The 17,362-nt window shown below is 75.6% G+C and carries 20 protein-coding genes; 14 read left to right on the forward strand and 6 right to left on the reverse strand.

The features are described from left to right. Positions 1-5 precede the first annotated feature (5 nt). From CKY47_RS21480 to CKY47_RS21495, 4 genes are read left to right on the forward strand one after another with little or no spacing between them, the layout of a single operon-like run. Complete coding sequence (locus CKY47_RS21480) at positions 6-404, forward strand: TOBE domain-containing protein (RefSeq protein ID WP_306747718.1); 399 nt, start codon at positions 6-8, stop codon at positions 402-404. Between the two features lie 4 nt (positions 405-408). Beyond that, entirely contained in the window at positions 409-1,164 is a 756-nt protein-coding gene (gene modA / locus CKY47_RS21485; RefSeq protein ID WP_306747719.1) for a molybdate ABC transporter substrate-binding protein, read from the forward strand. Then, entirely contained in the window at positions 1,161-1,961 is an 801-nt protein-coding gene (gene modB / locus CKY47_RS21490) for a molybdate ABC transporter permease subunit (protein ID WP_306747720.1), read from the forward strand. Before modA ends, modB begins: the two co-directional genes overlap by 4 nt. After that, the gene (locus CKY47_RS21495; protein WP_306747721.1) at positions 1,958-3,010 is read left to right on the forward strand and encodes an ABC transporter ATP-binding protein; all 1,053 of its coding nucleotides are present in this window, start codon (positions 1,958-1,960) and stop codon (positions 3,008-3,010) included. Before modB ends, CKY47_RS21495 begins: the two co-directional genes overlap by 4 nt. A gap of 46 nt (positions 3,011-3,056) precedes the next feature. On the opposite strand, the gene CKY47_RS21500 is transcribed toward CKY47_RS21495, so the two are convergent. Next, the gene (locus CKY47_RS21500) at positions 3,057-3,455 is read right to left on the reverse strand and encodes an ATP-binding protein (RefSeq protein WP_306747722.1); all 399 of its coding nucleotides are present in this window, start codon (positions 3,453-3,455) and stop codon (positions 3,057-3,059) included. Between the two features lie 273 nt (positions 3,456-3,728). On the opposite strand from CKY47_RS21500, the gene CKY47_RS21505 reads away from it, so the two are divergent. Further along, positions 3,729-4,487, forward strand: a complete 759-nt coding sequence (locus CKY47_RS21505) for a carbonic anhydrase family protein (RefSeq protein ID WP_306747723.1) — start codon at positions 3,729-3,731, stop codon at positions 4,485-4,487. 264 nt (positions 4,488-4,751) lie between these two features. After that, positions 4,752-5,747 carry a YdcF family protein gene (locus CKY47_RS21510; protein ID WP_306747724.1) on the forward strand — a complete coding sequence of 332 codons (996 nt, stop codon included), beginning with the start codon at positions 4,752-4,754 and terminating at the stop codon, positions 5,745-5,747. A 15-nt stretch (positions 5,748-5,762) separates the two neighbouring features. Here CKY47_RS21510 and CKY47_RS21515 read toward each other — a convergent pair whose 3' ends face one another. After that, entirely contained in the window at positions 5,763-7,571 is a 1,809-nt protein-coding gene (locus CKY47_RS21515; protein ID WP_306747725.1) for a S9 family peptidase, read from the reverse strand. Positions 7,572-7,736: 165 nt separating this feature from the next. Here CKY47_RS21515 and CKY47_RS21520 point away from each other — a divergent pair, with 165 nt between their 5' ends. The 3 genes from CKY47_RS21520 to CKY47_RS21530 are packed head-to-tail and all read left to right on the forward strand — an operon-like array spanning position 7,737 to position 9,117. Continuing rightward, positions 7,737-8,156 carry a hypothetical protein gene (locus tag CKY47_RS21520; protein WP_306747726.1) on the forward strand — a complete coding sequence of 140 codons (420 nt, stop codon included), beginning with the start codon at positions 7,737-7,739 and terminating at the stop codon, positions 8,154-8,156. Further along, the gene (locus CKY47_RS21525; RefSeq protein ID WP_306747727.1) at positions 8,153-8,488 is read left to right on the forward strand and encodes a winged helix-turn-helix domain-containing protein; all 336 of its coding nucleotides are present in this window, start codon (positions 8,153-8,155) and stop codon (positions 8,486-8,488) included. Before CKY47_RS21520 ends, CKY47_RS21525 begins: the two co-directional genes overlap by 4 nt. A 44-nt stretch (positions 8,489-8,532) precedes the next feature. Then, positions 8,533-9,117, forward strand: a complete 585-nt coding sequence (locus CKY47_RS21530; protein WP_306747728.1) for an ArsR/SmtB family transcription factor — start codon at positions 8,533-8,535, stop codon at positions 9,115-9,117. Between the two features lie 180 nt (positions 9,118-9,297). Here CKY47_RS21530 and CKY47_RS21535 read toward each other — a convergent pair whose 3' ends face one another. Further along, positions 9,298-10,302, reverse strand: coding sequence for a DMT family transporter (locus CKY47_RS21535; protein WP_306747729.1), 1,005 nt, complete (start codon positions 10,300-10,302; stop codon positions 9,298-9,300). Between the two features lie 41 nt (positions 10,303-10,343). Here CKY47_RS21535 and CKY47_RS21540 point away from each other — a divergent pair, with 41 nt between their 5' ends. Together CKY47_RS21540 and CKY47_RS21545 are read left to right on the forward strand one after the other, a co-directional pair. Next, positions 10,344-10,853, forward strand: coding sequence for a MarR family winged helix-turn-helix transcriptional regulator (locus CKY47_RS21540; RefSeq protein ID WP_306747730.1), 510 nt, complete (start codon positions 10,344-10,346; stop codon positions 10,851-10,853). 93 nt (positions 10,854-10,946) lie between these two features. Beyond that, a complete protein-coding gene (locus CKY47_RS21545; protein WP_306747731.1) occupies positions 10,947-12,110 on the forward strand; it encodes an MFS transporter in 1,164 nt (387 codons plus the stop codon). Here CKY47_RS21545 and CKY47_RS21550 read toward each other — a convergent pair. Together CKY47_RS21550 and CKY47_RS21555 are read right to left on the reverse strand one after the other, a co-directional pair. Next, on the reverse strand, positions 12,103-13,152 hold the full coding sequence (locus tag CKY47_RS21550; RefSeq protein WP_306747732.1) for an NAD-dependent epimerase/dehydratase family protein: 1,050 nt from the start codon (positions 13,150-13,152) through the stop codon (positions 12,103-12,105). The two genes, CKY47_RS21545 and CKY47_RS21550, sit on opposite strands and share 8 nt — an antisense overlap. A 34-nt stretch (positions 13,153-13,186) precedes the next feature. Beyond that, a complete protein-coding gene (locus CKY47_RS21555; RefSeq protein ID WP_306747733.1) occupies positions 13,187-13,843 on the reverse strand; it encodes a DUF1990 family protein in 657 nt (218 codons plus the stop codon). A gap of 99 nt (positions 13,844-13,942) precedes the next feature. Between CKY47_RS21555 and CKY47_RS21560 the strand changes: the two genes are divergently transcribed. After that, positions 13,943-14,359 carry a DUF6292 family protein gene (locus tag CKY47_RS21560; RefSeq protein ID WP_306747734.1) on the forward strand — a complete coding sequence of 139 codons (417 nt, stop codon included), beginning with the start codon at positions 13,943-13,945 and terminating at the stop codon, positions 14,357-14,359. A gap of 7 nt (positions 14,360-14,366) precedes the next feature. Here CKY47_RS21560 and CKY47_RS21565 read toward each other — a convergent pair whose 3' ends face one another. Next, entirely contained in the window at positions 14,367-15,545 is a 1,179-nt protein-coding gene (locus tag CKY47_RS21565; protein WP_306747893.1) for a glycosyltransferase, read from the reverse strand. A gap of 133 nt (positions 15,546-15,678) precedes the next feature. On the opposite strand from CKY47_RS21565, the gene CKY47_RS21570 reads away from it, so the two are divergent. Together CKY47_RS21570 and chrA are read left to right on the forward strand one after the other, a co-directional pair. Next, positions 15,679-16,170 (forward strand): metallophosphoesterase family protein, encoded by a 492-nt coding sequence (locus tag CKY47_RS21570; protein WP_306747735.1) that lies wholly within the window; start codon positions 15,679-15,681, stop codon positions 16,168-16,170. 31 nt (positions 16,171-16,201) lie between these two features. Continuing rightward, on the forward strand, positions 16,202-17,329 hold the full coding sequence (gene chrA / locus CKY47_RS21575; RefSeq protein ID WP_306747736.1) for a chromate efflux transporter: 1,128 nt from the start codon (positions 16,202-16,204) through the stop codon (positions 17,327-17,329). The last annotated feature ends 33 nt before the right edge of the window (positions 17,330-17,362 follow it).

Here is a 17,362-nt window from a genome sequence, read left to right on the forward strand (position 1 = left end):
TCCACGTGCCGAATCTGCGGATCAGCGAGGCCGCCGCACTGCTGGGCGTCAGCGACGACACGGTGCGCCGGTGGGTCGACCAGGGCCGGTTGGGCGCCGTGCAGCTCGACAGCGGCCGGATGGGCGTCGACGGGCGTGAGCTGGCTGCGCTCGCGCAACGCGTCGCCGAGGCCGCCGAGCCGGGCGTCACGGTCGCCGCGTCCGCCCGCAACCGGATGCGCGGCATCGTCACCCGGGTCGTCAAGGACGGCGTGATGGCGCAGGTCGAGATGCAGGCCGGACCGTTCCGGGTGGTGTCGCTGATGAGCCGCGAGTCGGCCGACGAGCTGGGCCTGGAGATCGGCACCGTCGCGGTCGCCTCGATCAAGAGCACCCACGTCGTCGTCGAGATCCCGGAGGGCTGACCCGGTGCGACTCCTCGCCGCGTCCGTCCTGGTGGCCGCGTCCGTCCTGGTGTCCTGCGGGAACGCCGAGCCTCCCGACCGGGGGAAGGGTCGGGTCACCGTGTTCGCCGCCGCGTCGCTGACCGGGGTGTTCACGGAGCTGGGGGAGGAGTTCGAGGCCGCCGACCCCGGCGTCGAGGTCGTCTTCAGCTTCGGCGGCAGCTCGTCGCTGGCGCAGCAGATCGCGCAGGGCGCGCCGGTCGACGTGTTCGCCTCGGCCGCGCCGGCGAACATGCGGCAGGTGGTGGCGTCGGGCGACGTCACCGCGACGCCCGTGACGTTCGCGCGCAACGCGCTCCGGATCGCGGTGCCCCGGGGCAACCCGGCCGGGATCACCGGGCTGGCAGACTTCGCCGACGCCGACGCGACCGTCGCGCTGTGCGCCGAGCAGGTGCCGTGCGGCGCGGCGGCGAAGGCGGTGTTCGACGCGGCGGGCGTGACGCCCCGGCCGGACACGCTGGAGCAGGACGTGAAGGCCGTGCTCACCAAGGTGCGGCTGGGCGAGGTCGACGCCGCCCTCGTCTACCTCACCGACGTGCGGGCGGCGGGCGACGCCGTCGAGGGCATCGACTTCCCCGAGGCCGGGCGGGCCGTCAACGACTACCCGATCGCACCGCTGGCCGGCGCGCCCGACGCGGCCGGTGCGCGGGCGTTCGTCGACTTCGTGCTGTCCGACGCGGGCCGGGCCGCGCTCACCGGCGCCGGGTTCCTCGCGCCGTGAGCCGGGTGCGGGGACGGGCGCGGCCGCCCGTCGTGCTCGTGCTGCCCGCCGCGCTGGGCCTGGCGTTCCTGCTGGTCCCGTTCGTCGGGCTGCTCGTCCGCACGCCGTGGGCCGAGCTGCCGCGGCGGCTGGTGAGCCCGGAGGTCGGCGAGGCGCTGAGGCTGTCGCTGGTGTGCGCGTCGCTGGCGACGGTCGTGTGCCTGCTGCTCGGCGTGCCGCTGGCGTGGGTGCTGGCGCGCGCCGACCTGCCCGGCCGGGGGTTCCTGCGGGCGCTGGTGACGGTGCCGCTCGTCCTGCCGCCCGTGGTCGGCGGGGTGGCGCTGCTGTTCGTGCTGGGGCGGCGCGGGCTGGTCGGCGAGCACCTCGACGCCTGGTTCGGCGTCTCGCTGCCGTTCACCACGGCCGGCGTGGTGGTGGCGGAGGCGTTCGTCGCGATGCCGTTCCTCGTCATCTCGGTGGAGGGCGCGCTGCGCGCCGCCGACCCCCGCTACGAGGAGGCCGCCGCGACCCTCGGCGCGTCGCGCCTGGTGGTGTTCCGCCGGGTCACCCTGCCGTCGATCCTGCCCGGCCTGGTCGCGGGCACGGTGCTGTGCTGGGCGCGGGCACTCGGCGAGTTCGGCGCGACCATCACGTTCGCGGGCAACTTCCCCGGTGAGACCACGACCATGCCGCTCGCCGTGTACCTGGCGCTGGAGACCGACCCGGACGCGGCGATCGTGCTCAGCGTCGTGCTGCTGCTCGTCTCGGTCGCGGTGCTCGTCGGGCTGCGCGACCGCTGGGTGCGGGGTGCCGCGTGACCCTGGACGCCCACCTCCGCCTCACCCGCGGGACGTTCGAGATCGACCTCCCGCTGACCGTCGGGCGCGGCGAGGTGGTGGCACTGCTCGGCCCGAACGGCGCGGGCAAGACGACCGCGCTGCGCGCCCTGGCCGGGCTGCTGCCGCTGACCGGTGGCCACCTGCGCCTGGACGGGCGGTCGTGGGACGAGCCGCCGGGGGTGTTCGTGCCGCCGGAGCGGCGGCCGATCGGCGTGGTGTTCCAGGACTACCTGCTGTTCGCGCACCTGTCGGCGCTGGAGAACGTCGCGTTCGGCCCACGTGCCCGCGGCGCCCGCAAGGCCGACGCCCGCGCCGCGGCGCTGGGGTGGCTGGACCGGGTGGGCCTGGCCGAGCACGCCGCCGCCAAACCCCGCGCCCTGTCCGGCGGCCAGGCGCAGCGCGTCGCCCTGGCCCGCGCCCTGGCGACCGACCCCGGGCTGCTCCTGCTCGACGAGCCGCTGGCCGCGCTGGACGCCGCCACGCGCCTGCACGTCCGCGCCGAACTGGGCCGCCACCTCGACCGGTTCCCCGGCGGCACGGTGCTCGTCACGCACGACCCGCTCGACGCGATGGTCCTGGCCGACCGCCTGGTGATCCTCGAACGCGGGCGGGCCGTGCAGGAGGGCACGCCGACCGACGTGGCACGCCACCCGCGCACCCCGTACGTGGCCGACCTGGTGGGCCTGAACCTCTACCGGGGCACCGCGGACGGCACGGCGGTGGTCGACCTGGCCGCCGGTGGGCGCCTCACCACCGCGGAACCCGCGTCGGGGCCGGTGCTGGTCGCGTTCGCGCCGACGGCCGTGAGCCTTCACCCCGAGCGCCCCACCGGCAGCCCACGCAACACCTGGCCGGTGACCGTGGCCGGCGTGGAGCAGCACGCCCACACCACCCGGGTCCGCCTGGACGGCGCCCCGCCCGTGCTGGCCGACGTCACCACGGCCACGGTCGCCGAACTGCGCCTGCGCCCGGGTGACCACCTGTGGGCGGCGGTGAAAGCCACCGAGACGCGCACCTACTCGGCCTGACCGCTCCCCAGGAGGGAGAGGAGTTGGAGGGTCGGGAGCCGGAGGGTCAGGAGCGGACTTCGGCCCACACGGTCTTGCCGTCGTGGTCGCACTCGAAGCCCCAGTGCGAGGACAGCCGGTTCACCATCACCAGCCCGCTGCCCTGCGCCGGGACGTCGGGTCTGCCCAGGACGGGCAGGGTGCTCGGGCTCCGGTCGACGACCTGCACGCGCAGCGCGTCGCAGTCGTCCACCCGCCACAACCGCACCCGGTACGGGCCGTCCGCGTGGCGGTGGGCGTTGTCGATCAGTTCCGCGGCGATCCGCACGAAGTCGTCGCCGGGGCGGATGCCCACGCAACCGGCCACCTGGCGGACCCACACGTCCACCTCGGGCTGGGTCGGCACAGCGTCGAGCACGAGGTCGAGGCCTTGGTCGAGCGGCCCCGCCATCTTCATCACACGCACACCTCCGACACCTCGTCGATTCAAGGTGTTGCTCCCAGGTATCCCCTGGTCGGATGTCCCAAACCCGCGACCGGGTGAACGACATCACCCATGTGGTTCGCGCCCGGACGCCACGTCGGGTGGAATTCGACGGTGACCGGATGACCGACGTCCGCGGTGCCCGGTCCCGGCACCTCCCGGTCCGGAGCCGAGTCCGTGACACGAAGCACAGATCGCTTCGTCCCCATCAGGCCTTTGGGCGTTTCATCGATCTTCTGCTCCACGGCGGCCCGGGTGGAGGATCGTGCGGTCCCGCCGGGTGGTCGATCCCCGCCCGGGCCGCACGTCCCGAAGGCTGCACCCACCGCGGCCGGAAGAGGCATCGTCGCCATCGCCGTTCCCGTCGTCCTCGGCGCGCTCCTGACCGCCGGCGGCACCCCGGTCCGGTTCACCCCGGACCTGCCGGGCCTGGAGGTCTGCTGCGGCCACTCCGACCTGGACCTGCACCACGTCCGCAAGGACGAGGCCGCCGCCCGGGGCCGCGCCGCGCGCGACCACGAGGAGACCGAGGAGGCGGAGGTCGAGCCGGGCGCGGCGCACGTGACGCTGTCCGGGGTCCGCTACGACCTCGTCCACTTCCACACGCCGTCCGAGCACCGGTTCGCCGGGCACGTCGACCCGCTGGAGGTGCACCTGGTGCACCGCAGCGCGTCGGGCGGGCCGCTGGTGGTGGTCGGCGTTCCGCTGCGCGTCGGCGCCCCCTCCACGGTGGACCGGGTGCCGGCACGCCTCGCACCCGAGTGCGGCGAGGAGGTGCACGTCGCCGACGTGGACCTGGAGACCCTGCTGCCGGCGAACCGCGCCACGGCCCGCTGCACCGGCTCGCTGACCACCGCTCCCTTCACCGAGGGTGTGCAGTGGTTCCTGACGCACGGGAAGACGGTCACCCGGGCCACCGTCTCCCGCTTCCGGCACCTGTTCCACGACGGCGACGCCCGCGCGCCCCAGCCGCTCAACGGCCGGACCGTCCAGGCCGACGTCCCGCACGTCTGACGGGACGGCGGGACGGGCACCGCGACGGCGACGCGGCGGCCGGTCGCCGCGGTCGCGTCATCCCGTGGCGCGGAGGCGGAGCAGCGCGAGCAGCCGCACGGCCTGGCGTCCAGGAGACCGGGCGGGTCGCGGCGCTCCGCCGGGCAGCAGCGGGAGCAGCCGGAACGGGGCCATCGACACTCGGCGACCCCAGTGGTCGCAGGCGGGTGGTCGCAGGCGGAGGCGCTGTGGCGACCGGGGGGTGCGCCGCCTAGATTGACGCGCATGATCTTCGGGATCGCCGCGATCGTGCCGGCCCTGTTCTTCGTCGTCGGCGTCGTGCGCGACCGGCGGCGGGTCCGCAACGCGGTGTGGCTCGGCGTGACGCTCCTGCTCCTGCTGCTGTGGCTGCTGTTCCGGGCCGTCGAGACCGAGGGGTGGCCGGGGGTCGCGCTCGGGTACGGGTTCGTGGCACTGCTGCTGGGACTGGGGTTCGTGCTGCCGGTCGCGCTGATCGCCAACGGCGTGCTGGTGCTGCGCCGCGAGGGGTTCGGCCTGGCCAACCTGCTGTCGCTGCTGGCCGGGCTGGCGATCTTCGGCGTGGTGGCCGCGTTCGGGTTCCTCACCGCGCGCACCGGCCCGGTGGTGGACGCGGTCATCGGGTCGCTGCTGGTGGTGGCGGCCTACGTGGCGTTCCTGTTCGTGAGCCTCCTGCTGTACTCGATCGTCTACGGCAGCCTGGGCCGCCGCACCGGCTTCGACGCGGTCGTGGTGCTCGGCGCGGGCCTGAACGGCGACCGGGTGCCGCCGCTGCTGGCGAGCAGGCTCGACCGCGCGATCCGGGTGTACGAGCACGGGGTCGGGGCGGGCCGGCCGCCGCTCGTGGTCGTCTCCGGCGGACAGGGTCCGGACGAGGACGTGTCCGAGGCGGCGGCGATGCGCGACTACCTGGTGCGCCGCGGCGTGCCCGACGACCGCGTCCTGGTGGAGGACCGCTCCACCACCACCGAGCAGAACCTCGCCTACAGCGCGCGGGTGCTGGCCGAGCACGGCTGGCAGGGGCGCGCGGTGGGTGTCACCAACAACTTCCACGTGTTCCGCGCGGCCGTCACCGCCCGCCGGCTCAGGTTGCGGATGCAGATCCTCGGCGCGCCCACCGCCGCGTACTTCCTGCCGAGCGCCTTCCTGCGCGAGTTCGCCGCGCTGCTGGTGCAGAACAAGGTCGGGCACACCGTGGCGTGCGGTCTGCTGGTGGGCCTCCACCTGTTCCTGGTTCTCTGAGGACCCACCCCCGGCTCACCGCTGCGCGAGGTGCTCCTCGAACCACGACGCCATCAGGTCCACGGTCGTGGCGAACGAGCCCCGGTCGACCTCGTGCCCGACACCGGGGTGCAGCACCAGCTCCGCCGGCTTGCCCAGCTCGCGCAGTCGCCGGTACATCCGCTCGGACTCCTCGGGGTTCACCCGCGTGTCGTTCTCGCCGTGCATGATCAGCACCGGGGCGGTCACCCGGTCCGCGTTCGCCAGCGGGCTGCGCGCGGTGAGCCGGGCGGCGTCGGCCGGGTCGTCGGGGTCGCCGATCCACTCGACGGCCCGCTTGCGCCACGTCGGCGGGAACGACCGGATGTCGCTGATCAGGTCCGACGACCCGCACTCGCTCACCCCGGCCCGCCACAGGTCCGGCAGCAGCGCCAGGCAGGCGAACACGGCGAACCCGCCGTACGACGCGCCGTGCACGCCGAGCCGGTCGCCGTCCACCCAGTCGAGCCCGCGGACGTGCCGCACGACCGCCGCGAGGTCCGCCAGGTCGCCGCCGCCCCAGTCGCGGTAGATCAACCGCTGGTAGCGCATCCCGTACCCGGAGGACCCGCGGATGTTGGGCGCCGCCACCGCGATGCCGCGCGCCAGCAGTTCCTGCACCCACGGGTCGAACGTCGGCCGCGCCTGGAACTCCGGCCCGCCGTGCACGGTCACCACCAGCGGCACCGGGCCGTCCGCCGTCGGCGGCCGGTACAACAGGACCGGCACGCTCTCGCCGTCGTCGCTCGTCACGCGCACGACCTCCGGCACCACCATCCCGCCGGGCAGCCCGGCGCCCGCGTCGGTGAGCCGGCGCGCCCGGCCGGCCGGCAGGTCCACCAGGAACAGGTCGGTCGCCGCGTCCGGCCGCGAGAGCTGGACCAGCAGCTCACCGCTCGGCGTGAACCGCAGGACCTGCCCGCCGAGCCCGAACTCCGTCACCGCGGTCCCGGTCGGCAAGCCCTCGACGTCCCGCGCCGCGCCGCCGACCTCGGCCCACCGCAGCCGCGTGTACCCGTCCTCGTTCACGCCCCACGCCAGCCGGGTGCCGTCCGGGGACAGCGCCGCGCCGTCCACATCGGACTCCGGCGTGGCGGTCCAGGTCAGCTCGCCGGTCAGGGACAGCACGGCCAACCCGAGGAAGTCCCGGCCCCGCGTGGTGCACAGGTGGAAGCCGGACGAGTCGGGCAGCCAGGCGACCGGCTGGTTCTTCGTCGGAACGCCGTCGTGGGTCAACCGGCGGGTCGTGCCGGCGGCCAGGTCGCACACGAACAGGTCCTGCTCGGTGTTCTGGTGCAGCCGCAGCACGAGCAGCAGCCCGGAGTCGGGGGAGAAGCCCATCGGCACGTACCGGTCGTCGCCCTCCAGCACGATCCGGTCGTCACCCGTGCGCAGGTCCCGCACCCGCACGTCGAACACCTCGCGGTCGCGGGCGTTGCTCGCGTACGCCAGGAGCGCGCCGTCCGCGCTGTAGGGCCGGCCGGTGTGCCCGTGCGGGGGACCGACCTCGCACCGCACGCCGTCCTCGGCCGCCAGCCACTCGACGGTGCCGGTGACCGGGTCCACCTCGGCCAGTCGGTGGTCCTCGCCCCCGTCGGGGTCGGAGACGACCAGCAGCCGCGCGCCGTCCGGCCGCCACAGGCACCGGCGGATCGAACCGGGCACCTCGACGAGCCGAGCCGGCCCGCCGTCCAGCGGCAGCACCCACGGCTGGGGTCTGCCGGACGCGTCGCCCACGTACACGACGGCCGTGCCGTCCGGGCTCGGGTCCGCGCCCTCCAGCCACTCGAAGTCGGTCCAGCCCATCGCGGCCCCCTCAGTGATTTCACTTTGTGCAATCAGTGGCAGTCAAGCAAACCGCTCCGGGGTGTGGCAAGGCGGGGTAGATCGGCCGGATTTCGCGGGACGCGCTGATGGGAGCCGGGACGGAAAGTACTTGAGTCCCGTTCAAGTAGGTGCAAGCATGGACACATGTCGTCGTTCCACGAGCCGGACCCACGGGAAGCACTCGCCACGATCGACCGCGCGGGCCGTCGGGTCCGCCGGGAGCGCTGGTGGTACGTGGCCGCCGCAGCGGTCGTGGCCGTGTCCACCGCGGCCTTCTACACGGGGCTGTCCGCCGCTCCGGACGCCGTCGCGGACCTGGTCCTGCCCGGGGCGTTGGTCGTGGTCGTGCTCACCGGTCTGATCGGCCTGCGACTGCGGGCGGTCGACCGGACCGCCGCCAGGCTGGAGAACGCGGCCCTCTGGGCCGGCGTCGGGCTCGCGGTGCCCACGATGCTGCTCATCAGGTTCGTCCTCCCGGAGGGCTTCACCCCGTGGTCGGTGGCGGCCGGGGTGCTGCCCGCGGTGCCGTTCGGCGTCCTGGCGTGGCGGGTCGCCCGCCGGTGAGCGCCAGGAGGACGGGCGCCCACCCCCGGCACCGGCTCGACGAGGTCATCCACGCGCCGGTCCGCCTGTCGGCCATGGCGGCACTGGCCGCGGCCGACCGGATCGCGTTCGGGTTGCTCCGCGACACGGTCGAGGTCAGCGACTCGTTGCTGTCACGGCACGTCCTCACCCTGGAGACGGCCGGTTACGTCGAGGTGGTCAAGGGGTACGAGGGCAAGCGGCCGCGGACCTGGCTCTCCCTCACCGACGAGGGGCGGGCCGCGTTCGAGCGGTACCAGCGGACGCTTCGAGCGCTGATCGACACCACCACGCCCGCCCAGGACGCCGACTGAGCGTGGACGCCTCGACCGCACGACCTTGGGGTTAGCCTCTGTGCGTGCCATCCGAGCCGGACCGCGACCCGCAGGGCGGGCGGCGTCTCCCACCCGACCACCCGCCGCGCGACGCCACGGTCGCCGAGTTGAAGGCCCTGGCGCACCCGCTGCGCTGGCGCATCCTGCGGCTGTGCTGGGACCGGCCGTTGACCAACAAGGAGTTGTCGCAACGGCTGGGCGTGGCACCGGCGACCATGCTGCGGCACGTCCGCGCGCTGGTGCGCACCGAGTTCCTGGTCGCCGAACCGGTGCGCAGCGGAACGCGGGGCGCGCTGGAACGCCCCTACCGCTCGACCGGCCGGACGAGGCGCCTGGGCCTGATCGGCGACCCCGGCGACGGCTTGGCGGGCCAGGCCGACCTGGCCCTCCTCGACGCCCACCGCGCCGAGGTCCGGGAAGCCGGCCCGGACGCCGACCGCGAGATCGCGCGCGGCGTGCTCAGGCTGGGGCCCGAGTCCCGGGAGGAGTTGGTGGAGCGGGTGCGGGCGCTGCTCGACGAGTTCGTCGAGCGCGACGAGCCGGACGGCGAGGACCTGGGCTACCTGTGGTCGCTCGTCACCCGGCGGGAGCCCGGCGCGGCCTCCTGATCGCGCCCGCCGGAACCCGCCGGGGTGCGCTTCGTCGAGGGGCGCGGCGGACGCGCTCGGGCACCTGCCACGTCGACGGCGTCATCCTCCACGACGAGCCGCAGATGCCCTTCGGCGCCGGCGGCTGGGGGCGCTTCGGCTCCCGGGCCACCCCGGAGGGGTTCACCGGACTCCGCTGGATCACCCCGTGGAGCGGGGAGCGCCACCACCCGATCCGACGGTCCCGCCCGCCGCCGCCGAACCGGGCGCGGCGAACCGGGTGCCGGCCGCGTCGCGCGCGCGCACGTCCGACGCCTCCGACGGGAGCGGCACGTCCGGATCGGCCGCCCCACTCGGGCGGACGCGCCGGGCGACCTGCCCCAGCACCACGCCGGACAGCACGAGCCCGAGGCCCAGCCCCTGGTGGGCGGTGAGCGGTTCGCCCGCGACCACGCGGCCGAGCAGCACACCGGTCACCGGGTTGAGCAGCCCGATCAGGCCGACCGCGCCCGCCTCCAGGTGCCGCAGGCCGGTGAACCAGGCGGCGAACGCCACCGCCGTCGCCACCACGGACACGAACGCGAACCCGGCCAGCGCGGCGGCGGACAGCGGCGGGGGAGCGCCCTCCACGACGACGGCGGGCACGACGAGCACCAGACCGCCCGCGACGAGCTGCCACGAGGTCACCGACAGCACGTCCGCGCCCGCGCCCCACCGCTTCGTCAGCACGTGGCCGAACGCGGACATCGCCATCGCCGCGACCGACACCGCGATGCCGACCGGGTCCACCCGGTCCACCCCGGCGGACAGCATGAGCACGACGCCGCCGATGCCGACGAGCGCGCCCAGCACCGCGCGGGCGCGGGGCCGTTCGCCGAGCAGCGGCCAGGCCAGGGCGATCATGGCCGCCGGGGACGTGGCCATGATCGTGGCCGCCAGGCTCGTCGGCAGCAGTTGCGCGGCCAGGTACACCAGCGCGAAGAACGCGCCCATGTTCAGCGTGCCCAGCACGAGCGACCGCCACCACCACCGGCCGCGCGGCAGTCGGCGGCGCACCAGGAGCAGCAGCAGCCCCGCCGGCAGGGCGCGCAGGACCGAACCCCACAGCGGGTTCCCGGCGGGCAGGAAGTGGTGCGTCACGTAGTAGGTCGAGCCCCAGGCGATCGGCGCGACGGCGGTGACCAGGCCCCACTTGAAAGCTTCCATGGAAGAGACTTTAGCTTCCGGGGAAGCTATTATGTCCACCCATGAGCGGACACCTCGACCGCGTCGCCCGCATCCAGGCCGAGTGGGCGCGCGAACGACCCGACCTCGACGTCACGCCGCAGGGCGTCATCGGCCGGCTGCACCGGCTGGCGGCCGTGCTGACCGAGCAGCTCACCGTCGTCTACCGGCGGCACGGCCTGGGGGAGGGCGAGTTCGACGTGCTCGCCGCGCTGCGCCGCGCGGGCGCGCCCTACGAGCGGGCGCCGGGCGAACTGGCGCAGCACACCATGGTCACCACCGGCGCGATCACCAAGCGCATCGACCGCCTGGAGCGCGACGGCCTGGTGGCCCGCCGCCCGGCGCGGGACGACGGCCGGCGGCGCGTGGTCGCGCTGACCGAGGCGGGCAGGCGCGTGATCGACCAGGCGTTCACCGAGCACATGGCCAACGAGCGCCGGCTGCTCGACGTGCTGGACGCGGACGAGGCCGCTCGGCTGGAGCAGTTGCTGACCGCGTGGCTGGCCCGCGTCGAGCCGCCGCGGCCCGGGTGACGCCCCGCTTCCGAACCCACCGGGGCATCCGCCATGATCGGGTGGACCAGGCTCGTCCGCCCGAGCCGCCGCGCGCCCCGGTGGAGGAACGGCGTGAGCGTTGACCGGTCGGAGGTCCCGGGCGACCTGCGGATGGCGCGCGCCCTCGGTCCCGTGCTCGTCGCGTCGGCCGTGCTGCTGCTGCCGTTCACCGTGTTCAGCACGTTCCTGGTGCCCATCGCGGAGACCACCGGCGGCGGCGTGGCGGTGGTCGGCGGGCTGCGCGGGCTCGGCGGACTGGCCGCGCTGGTGGTGGGCGCCGCGCTGGCGCCGCTGCTCGACCGGGTGCCCCGGCTGTGGGCGGCGGCGGGCGGTCTCGTGCTGCTCGCGGTCGGCTCGCTGATCGGCGCGATCGCCGAGTTCGCCGCCGTGGTGGTGTTCTGCCTGGTGATCGGGGCGGCCATGGCGGTGCTCGGTCCCGCGCTCGGCGCGGCGGCGGCCGACCGGTTCGACGGACCGGCCGCCGGGCGGGCCGCGACGCTGGTCACCGCCACCCAGTCGCTGACCGCGATGCTCGCCGCGCCCGCCGTGGCGCTGCCCGCCCTGCTGTGGGGGTGGCGCGGCGACCTGGTGGCCATCGCGGTGGTCGCCGTCGTGCTCGCCGTCGTCCTGGCCCGCCTGCCCGCCGCGCCGGCGCCTGCCCCCGAACGGGTGGGCTACCTGGCCGCGTTCCGGGCGCTGACCCACGTGCGCCCGCTGCTCGCCGCCGCGCTGCTGCGCACCGCCGCGTTCATGGGCTACCTGTCCTACCTGGCCGCGTTCCACGACGAGCGGTTCGACCTGGCGCCGGGACCGTTCGCGCTGGTGTGGACGCTCAGCGGCACGTCGTTCTTCCTCGGCAACCTGCTGTCGGGCCGGTACGTCGGCGCGGGCCGCGTGCGGGCCCGGCCGGTGCTGCTGTCCGCCCTGGCGTGCGCCCTGGTGGCGGTGGTGGCGATCTTCCACGTCCCCGCCCGGGTGCTCGCGCTCGTGCTCACCGCCGTCCTCGGCGCGAGCCACGCCACCGCCGCCGCGTGCCTCGTCGCGCTGCTCGTCGACCGCGCGGGCACGTCGCGCGGTGCGGCCCTCGGGGTGCACGGCGCGGCCATGAGCGTCGGCACGTTCGCGGGCGCGGCGGCCGGCGGCGTCGGGCTCGGCGTCGCCGGGTTCACCGGCGCGGCGGTGGCGTTCGGCGTGCTCACGGCGGCGGCGGTGGTCGTCGCGCTGCGGCTCAGCTGAGCCGCTGCCCGCCCATCCCGCGCAGCCGGTCCCGGCGCAGGACCGGGCTGCCGCCCTCCGCGCCGTCAGCCAGCCCGCGCAGCTGCTCGCGGGCGGCGTCGGTGCCGCCGACCCGGGGTTCCCAGCCGAGTTCGTCGAGTGCGCGCGTGCTGTCCACGACGGGGGAGCGCATGCCGACGTCGAACCAGCCCGGCGACGCGCGGAGCAGCCGCAGCCGCCACAGCGCGCCCACGGCCGCCCGGACGAGCGAGGGCGGCACGGGCAGCGCCCGCGCCCCGACGAGGGCGGCGAGGTCGTCGGCGGTGACGGTCGGCCCGGCGGCCAGGTTGAACGCGCCGCTCGCCCGCGTCCGCAGCACGCGCACCACCGCGTCGCCCACGTCGTCGGCGTGCACGAACCGCACCCGCAGGCCGGCCGGCAGCGGCAGCACGGGCAGCGCGCCGCGCTCCACCAGCCGGATCAGCCACCGCGGCACGAGCGGGTCGAAGAACAGCGCGCGGAAACTCTCCGACGCGTCGCGCTGCGCCACCAGCGTCGGCCGCAGCACCGCCACCGCCATCTGCGGGTTCTCGGCGGCGAACCGGCGCAGCTCCGCCTCCACCTCCGCCTTGCCCTGGCCGTACACGGAACCGGGCACGCCGGTCGCGGGCCACCGCTCGTCCACCGGCTCCTCGCCCGCCGGGCCGTACACGGCGATCGACGACGTGTGCACCACGTGCGGCACGCCCGCCCGCCGCGCCGCGTCGAACACGCCCAGCGTGCCCGCGTAGTTGGTGCGGTGCAGAAACCCGGCGTCGCGCAGCGGCTGGAACGCCCACACCGTGTGCACGACCGCGTCCGCGCCCGGCAGCACCTCGTCGAGCACCGCCCGCGACCGGCTGTCGGCCAGGTCGCACCGGTGCCAGACGACGCCGTCGTACGGGGGCACGGGGTCCGGTGGGCGCCGGCACAGCCCCACCACCTCGTGCCCGCCCTCGGCGGCCAGGGCGCGCAGCACGCCCGTCCCGACGTTGCCCGATGCTCCGGTGATCACGATCCTCACGGCGGCGGAGTACCCCGTCCGGACGCGTCCACCCTCAACTCACCGGATCGAGGACGACCACGCCCCGGCGGCGGCCACCGCCGGAGGGCACCTCCACCACCTCGGAGTGCCGCACCAGCTGCTCGCCGGCCCGCCGGTAGAACCGCAGCTGCGTGCGCCGGCCGACCCACCGCCAGCCGAACCGCATCCACCACGGCGCGCGCGGGTGCAGCTGGGAGTAGCCGCGCGCCACGAACTCCACCTCGCCCGACCCGTGGTGCTTGACCAGCTCGTAGTCGACGCGACCGCGTTCCAGGTGCCCGCGCAGCGTCTCGTAGCTCCAGCCCCACGTCGTCCGCGCGTCGTCCGCGTCGTCCCGCACGGCCGTGATCCGCACGCCCATCAGGAACCGCAGCCCCGGCAGGCGGGCCTCCAGCAGCACGTCGCGCCCGAGCAGCGCCGAACCGCGCGCGTAGTGGCCGCGCACCACCTCCGGCGGCGTGAACCCGTACTCCTCGACCACCTCGCGGGCGCGCGACCACAGCCCGCCGTCCTCCGGCGGCCCCGCCGCCTCGTGCCCCAGCACCCGCCGGTGCACGTCGAACACCCACCCGTCCGGACCCACCTCGGCCGGCTCGTAGTTCAGCTCCCGCCCGCGCAACGACCGCAGCGCGGCCACCACGTCCGACTTCCCGGCCCACCTCACCGGCACGGCGCCACCTCCGCCTCGCGGGTTGCCGGGGAAGTTGCCCCGAAACCGCGTTTGGCGTCGGGAAACGCGGGTAGTCGGCGAGACGAGGAGGTGGGCGACGTGCGCGAACAGGAGTCCGACTTCGACGACGCGTCCGTGCTCGGCCTCCAGCGGTACGTGCGGGCCGTGGCCGCCGAACTGGGCGTCACGGGCGAGTGCTCGTACGTCGAACCCGGTCCGCCGGCGGGCGCCTACCTCGCGGTGGAGGGGCACGCGCCGACGTTCCCCGGCCGCGACATCGCGCTGGTGTGGGACGAGGAGCGGGGCTGGGCGGTCGCCGTGGAGACGCGGGCCGGCGACGACCTCGCCGTGCTCGCCCACATCGGCGGCGAAGTGCTGCCGAGGCCGGCCGCCGTGCGCGAGTTCGTGGCGTCGGTGCTGCGCGGCGAGCACCCCGGCGACCCGCGCCCGATCCGGCTGCGCACGGTGGGGGCGGACGACGACCTGCTGACCAGGCTGAGCGGTTACCCGGCCTGAACGGGGCCTACCCGTCCTGGCCCGGTGTGTCGAGCACGCTGTCCGACCTCCCGGCCGCCCGGAAGTACGCGCGGACCGTCTCGCGGGCGATCCGGCGCACGTCGTAGCGAGACTCGGCCCGGTCGGTGCCCGCCGTGCCGTGGGCGTCCCGGCGCGCCGCGTCGGCCAGCAGCGGGCGCAGGGTGCGGGCCAGGGCGTCCGCGTCGCGCGGCGGCACGAGGACCCCGGTGACGCCGTCCACGACCACGTCCGTCAGCCCGCCGACGGAGACGGCGACCACCGGCAGCCCGCACGCCATCGCCTCCAGCGGCAGCGCGCGGGTCGCGCCGTCCCACGCGGTGCACAGCGCCAGGTCGGCGGAGCGCAGCAGCGCGGGCAGCGCGGCCCTCGACACCCGGCCGACGAGCCGCACGCGGTCGGACACGTCCACCTCGCGGGCGTGCTCGCGCAACCGGTGCACCTCGTCGGGGCTGCCGCCCAGGACGACCAGTTCGGCGTCCCACACCGAGTGCAGGGCGCTGATCGGCTCCTCGGCGCCGGTCGAGGGCGCGATGATCCGGTGCGAGGACCCCCGGGACAGCCGCGGGCCGTCCGGGGTGAACCGCCGCACGTCCACGGCCGGCGGCACCACCGTGATCCGGGACCGGGCCACGCCCAGGCGCACCAGGTCGAGCACCTCGGCGCTGGACGCCGCCAGCACGCCCGCCGCCTCGCGGCCTATCAGCCGTTCGGCCGACACCCGCTGGGACGGCACGGTGGTCGGCCCGCCGCGCCGCTCGACCCCGCCCAGGTCGTAGAAGGTCTGCACGACCGGCACGTCCAGTCGGCGCGCCGCGAGCACCCCGGCCAGGCCGGACGTCCACGAGTGGCAGTGCACCACGTCCGGCGGGTCGGCCCGCCACCACCCGCGCAGCACCCGGGTGAAGTCCTCCAGGTGCGGCAGCAGCTCGTCCTCCGGGGTGGTGGACGGCGGCCCGGCCGCGACGGTGTGCACGACGAAGCCCTGCTCGGTGCGCACCACCTCCGGCTGCCGGGCCGAGTCGCGCCGGGTGTGCACCACCACCTCGTCGCCGCGCGCCGCGAGCGCGCCGGCCAGCTCGGCCACGTGCACGTCCTGCCCACCCGCTTCGGCGTCCGCCAGCACGGCCAGCGGGTTGGCGTGCGCCGACACCATGGCGATCTTCACGAGCTCGGCCTCCAGCCGCACGACGACGAGCGTCAGGCCGGCTGTGGTCTCAACCCCTGTCCAGCACCGTACAAGCAATCGGCGGGCACGACGGGGTGAAATTCCGGTGCGGTGAACGGGTTACGGTTGGGCCATGCGTGTCGTCGTGCTGTCGGACACCCACGCGCCGAGGCGCTGGAAGTCCTGCCCGCCCGCCGTGGCGGAACACCTGCGCCACGCGGACGCGATCCTGCACGCGGGCGACGTCTGCGTGGCCCCGGTGCTGGACGAGCTGGCGCAGTACGCGCCGGTCACCGCCGTGCGCGGCAACAACGACGGCCCGGACGTGGCCGCCTGGGGCGCGCCGGACACCGTCGAGCTCGACCTGGCCGGGCTGCGGGTGGCGATGGTCCACGACAGCGGGCAGGCGACCGGGCGCACCGCGCGGATGCGCCGCCGGTTCCCGGACGCGGACCTCGTGGTCTTCGGCCACTCGCACATCCCCCTGGACCTCACCGGCGACGGCGTGCGGGTGTTCAACCCCGGTTCCCCCACGGACCGCCGCCGCCAACCGCACGGCACGATCGGGTTGCTCGACGTCGCGGACGGCGTGCTCCTCGACGCGCGCATCGTCGACGTCACCTGAACAGGGACGCCCGGTCGGGGAGGGAACGCACGTGACGAGGGTCGGCCTGGGCGCGATCGCCCGGGAGTGGGGGCGCATCGGGTGCGTCGGCTTCGGCGGACCGCCCGCGCACGTCGCGCTGCTGCGCGACCTGTGCGTGACCCGGCGGGGGTGGCTCACCGAGCGGGAGTTCGAGGACGGCGTCGCGGTGACCAACCTGCTGCCCGGACCGGCCTCCACGCAGCTCGCGATCCTGTGCGCGTGGCGGCTGCGCGGCGTGGCCGGCGCGGTGCTCGGCGGGGTGTGCTTCATCGTGCCGGGCCTGGTGCTGATCCTCGCGCTCGCCGCGCTGTTCCTCGCCGACGACGCGCCGGCGTGGGTGCTCGGCGCCGCGGCCGGCGCGGGCGCGGCGGTGCCCGCGGTCGCGGTGCACGCGGCGTGGGGACTCGTCCCGGGCAGTTGGCGCCGGGCGGCGGACGGGCGGGCTGCCCGGTCGCGCTGGGCGCTCTACCTGGTGGTCGGCGGGGTGGCGGCGGCGGTCACCGGGCCGTGGCTGGTGCTGGTGCTCCTGGTGGCGGGGACGGTGGAGGTCGGCGCCCGGACGTCGGACGGGGACCGGCGCACGGCGTGGCCCGTCGTGCTCGCGCTGCCCGCGGTCGGCGGCGGGTTCGGCGCGGTCGCCTGGGTGGCGGCGAAGGTGGGCGCGCTCTCGTACGGCGGCGGCTTCGTGATCATCCCGATGATGCGCCAGGACGCCGTGCACACCTACGGGTGGATGACGGACGCCCAGTTCCTCAACGCGGTGGCGCTGGGCCAGATCACACCGGGTCCGGTCGTGCAGACCGTCGCGGTCGTCGGCTACGCCGCCGCCGGGCTCGGCGGCGGGCTGCTGGCCGCGTTCGTCGCGTTCGCGCCGTCCTTCGCGATGGTCGTCGCGGTCGGGCCGAGGCTGGAGCGGCTGCGGGACGACGCGCGGGCGCAGGCGTTCCTGACCGGCGCCGGCGCCGCCGCGATCGGGGCGATCGGCGGGTCGACCGTCCCGCTGGCCTGGTCGCTGCACCAGCCGTGGCAGTTCGCGGTGCTGGGCGCGGCCCTGCTGTGGCTGCTCGCCCTCAAGCGGGGCGTGGTGAGCGCCCTGCTGGTCTCCGGCGCGGTGGGCGTGCTGGTCGCCGTCCTCTGACGACGACCGGCACACCCCCACCGGATCGGCGGC

This window comes from Saccharothrix longispora, assembly GCF_030852425.1.
Classification (GTDB): Bacteria; Actinomycetota; Actinomycetes; order Mycobacteriales; family Pseudonocardiaceae; genus Actinosynnema; species Actinosynnema longispora.

Excerpts from the sequence above, each read along its gene's own strand:
- CKY47_RS21570 (WP_306747735.1), top strand. The coding sequence starts at position 15,679 with ATGCGTGTCGTCGTGCTGTCGGACACCCACGCGCCGAGGCGCTGGAAG.
- CKY47_RS21515 (WP_306747725.1), bottom strand. The coding sequence starts at position 7,571 with ATGGGCTGGACCGACTTCGAGTGGCTGGAGGGCGCGGACCCGAGCCCG.
- CKY47_RS21510 (WP_306747724.1), top strand. The coding sequence starts at position 4,752 with ATGATCTTCGGGATCGCCGCGATCGTGCCGGCCCTGTTCTTCGTCGTC.
- CKY47_RS21520 (WP_306747726.1), top strand. The coding sequence starts at position 7,737 with ATGTCGTCGTTCCACGAGCCGGACCCACGGGAAGCACTCGCCACGATC.
- CKY47_RS21535 (WP_306747729.1), bottom strand. The coding sequence starts at position 10,302 with ATGGAAGCTTTCAAGTGGGGCCTGGTCACCGCCGTCGCGCCGATCGCC.
- CKY47_RS21540 (WP_306747730.1), top strand. The coding sequence starts at position 10,344 with ATGAGCGGACACCTCGACCGCGTCGCCCGCATCCAGGCCGAGTGGGCG.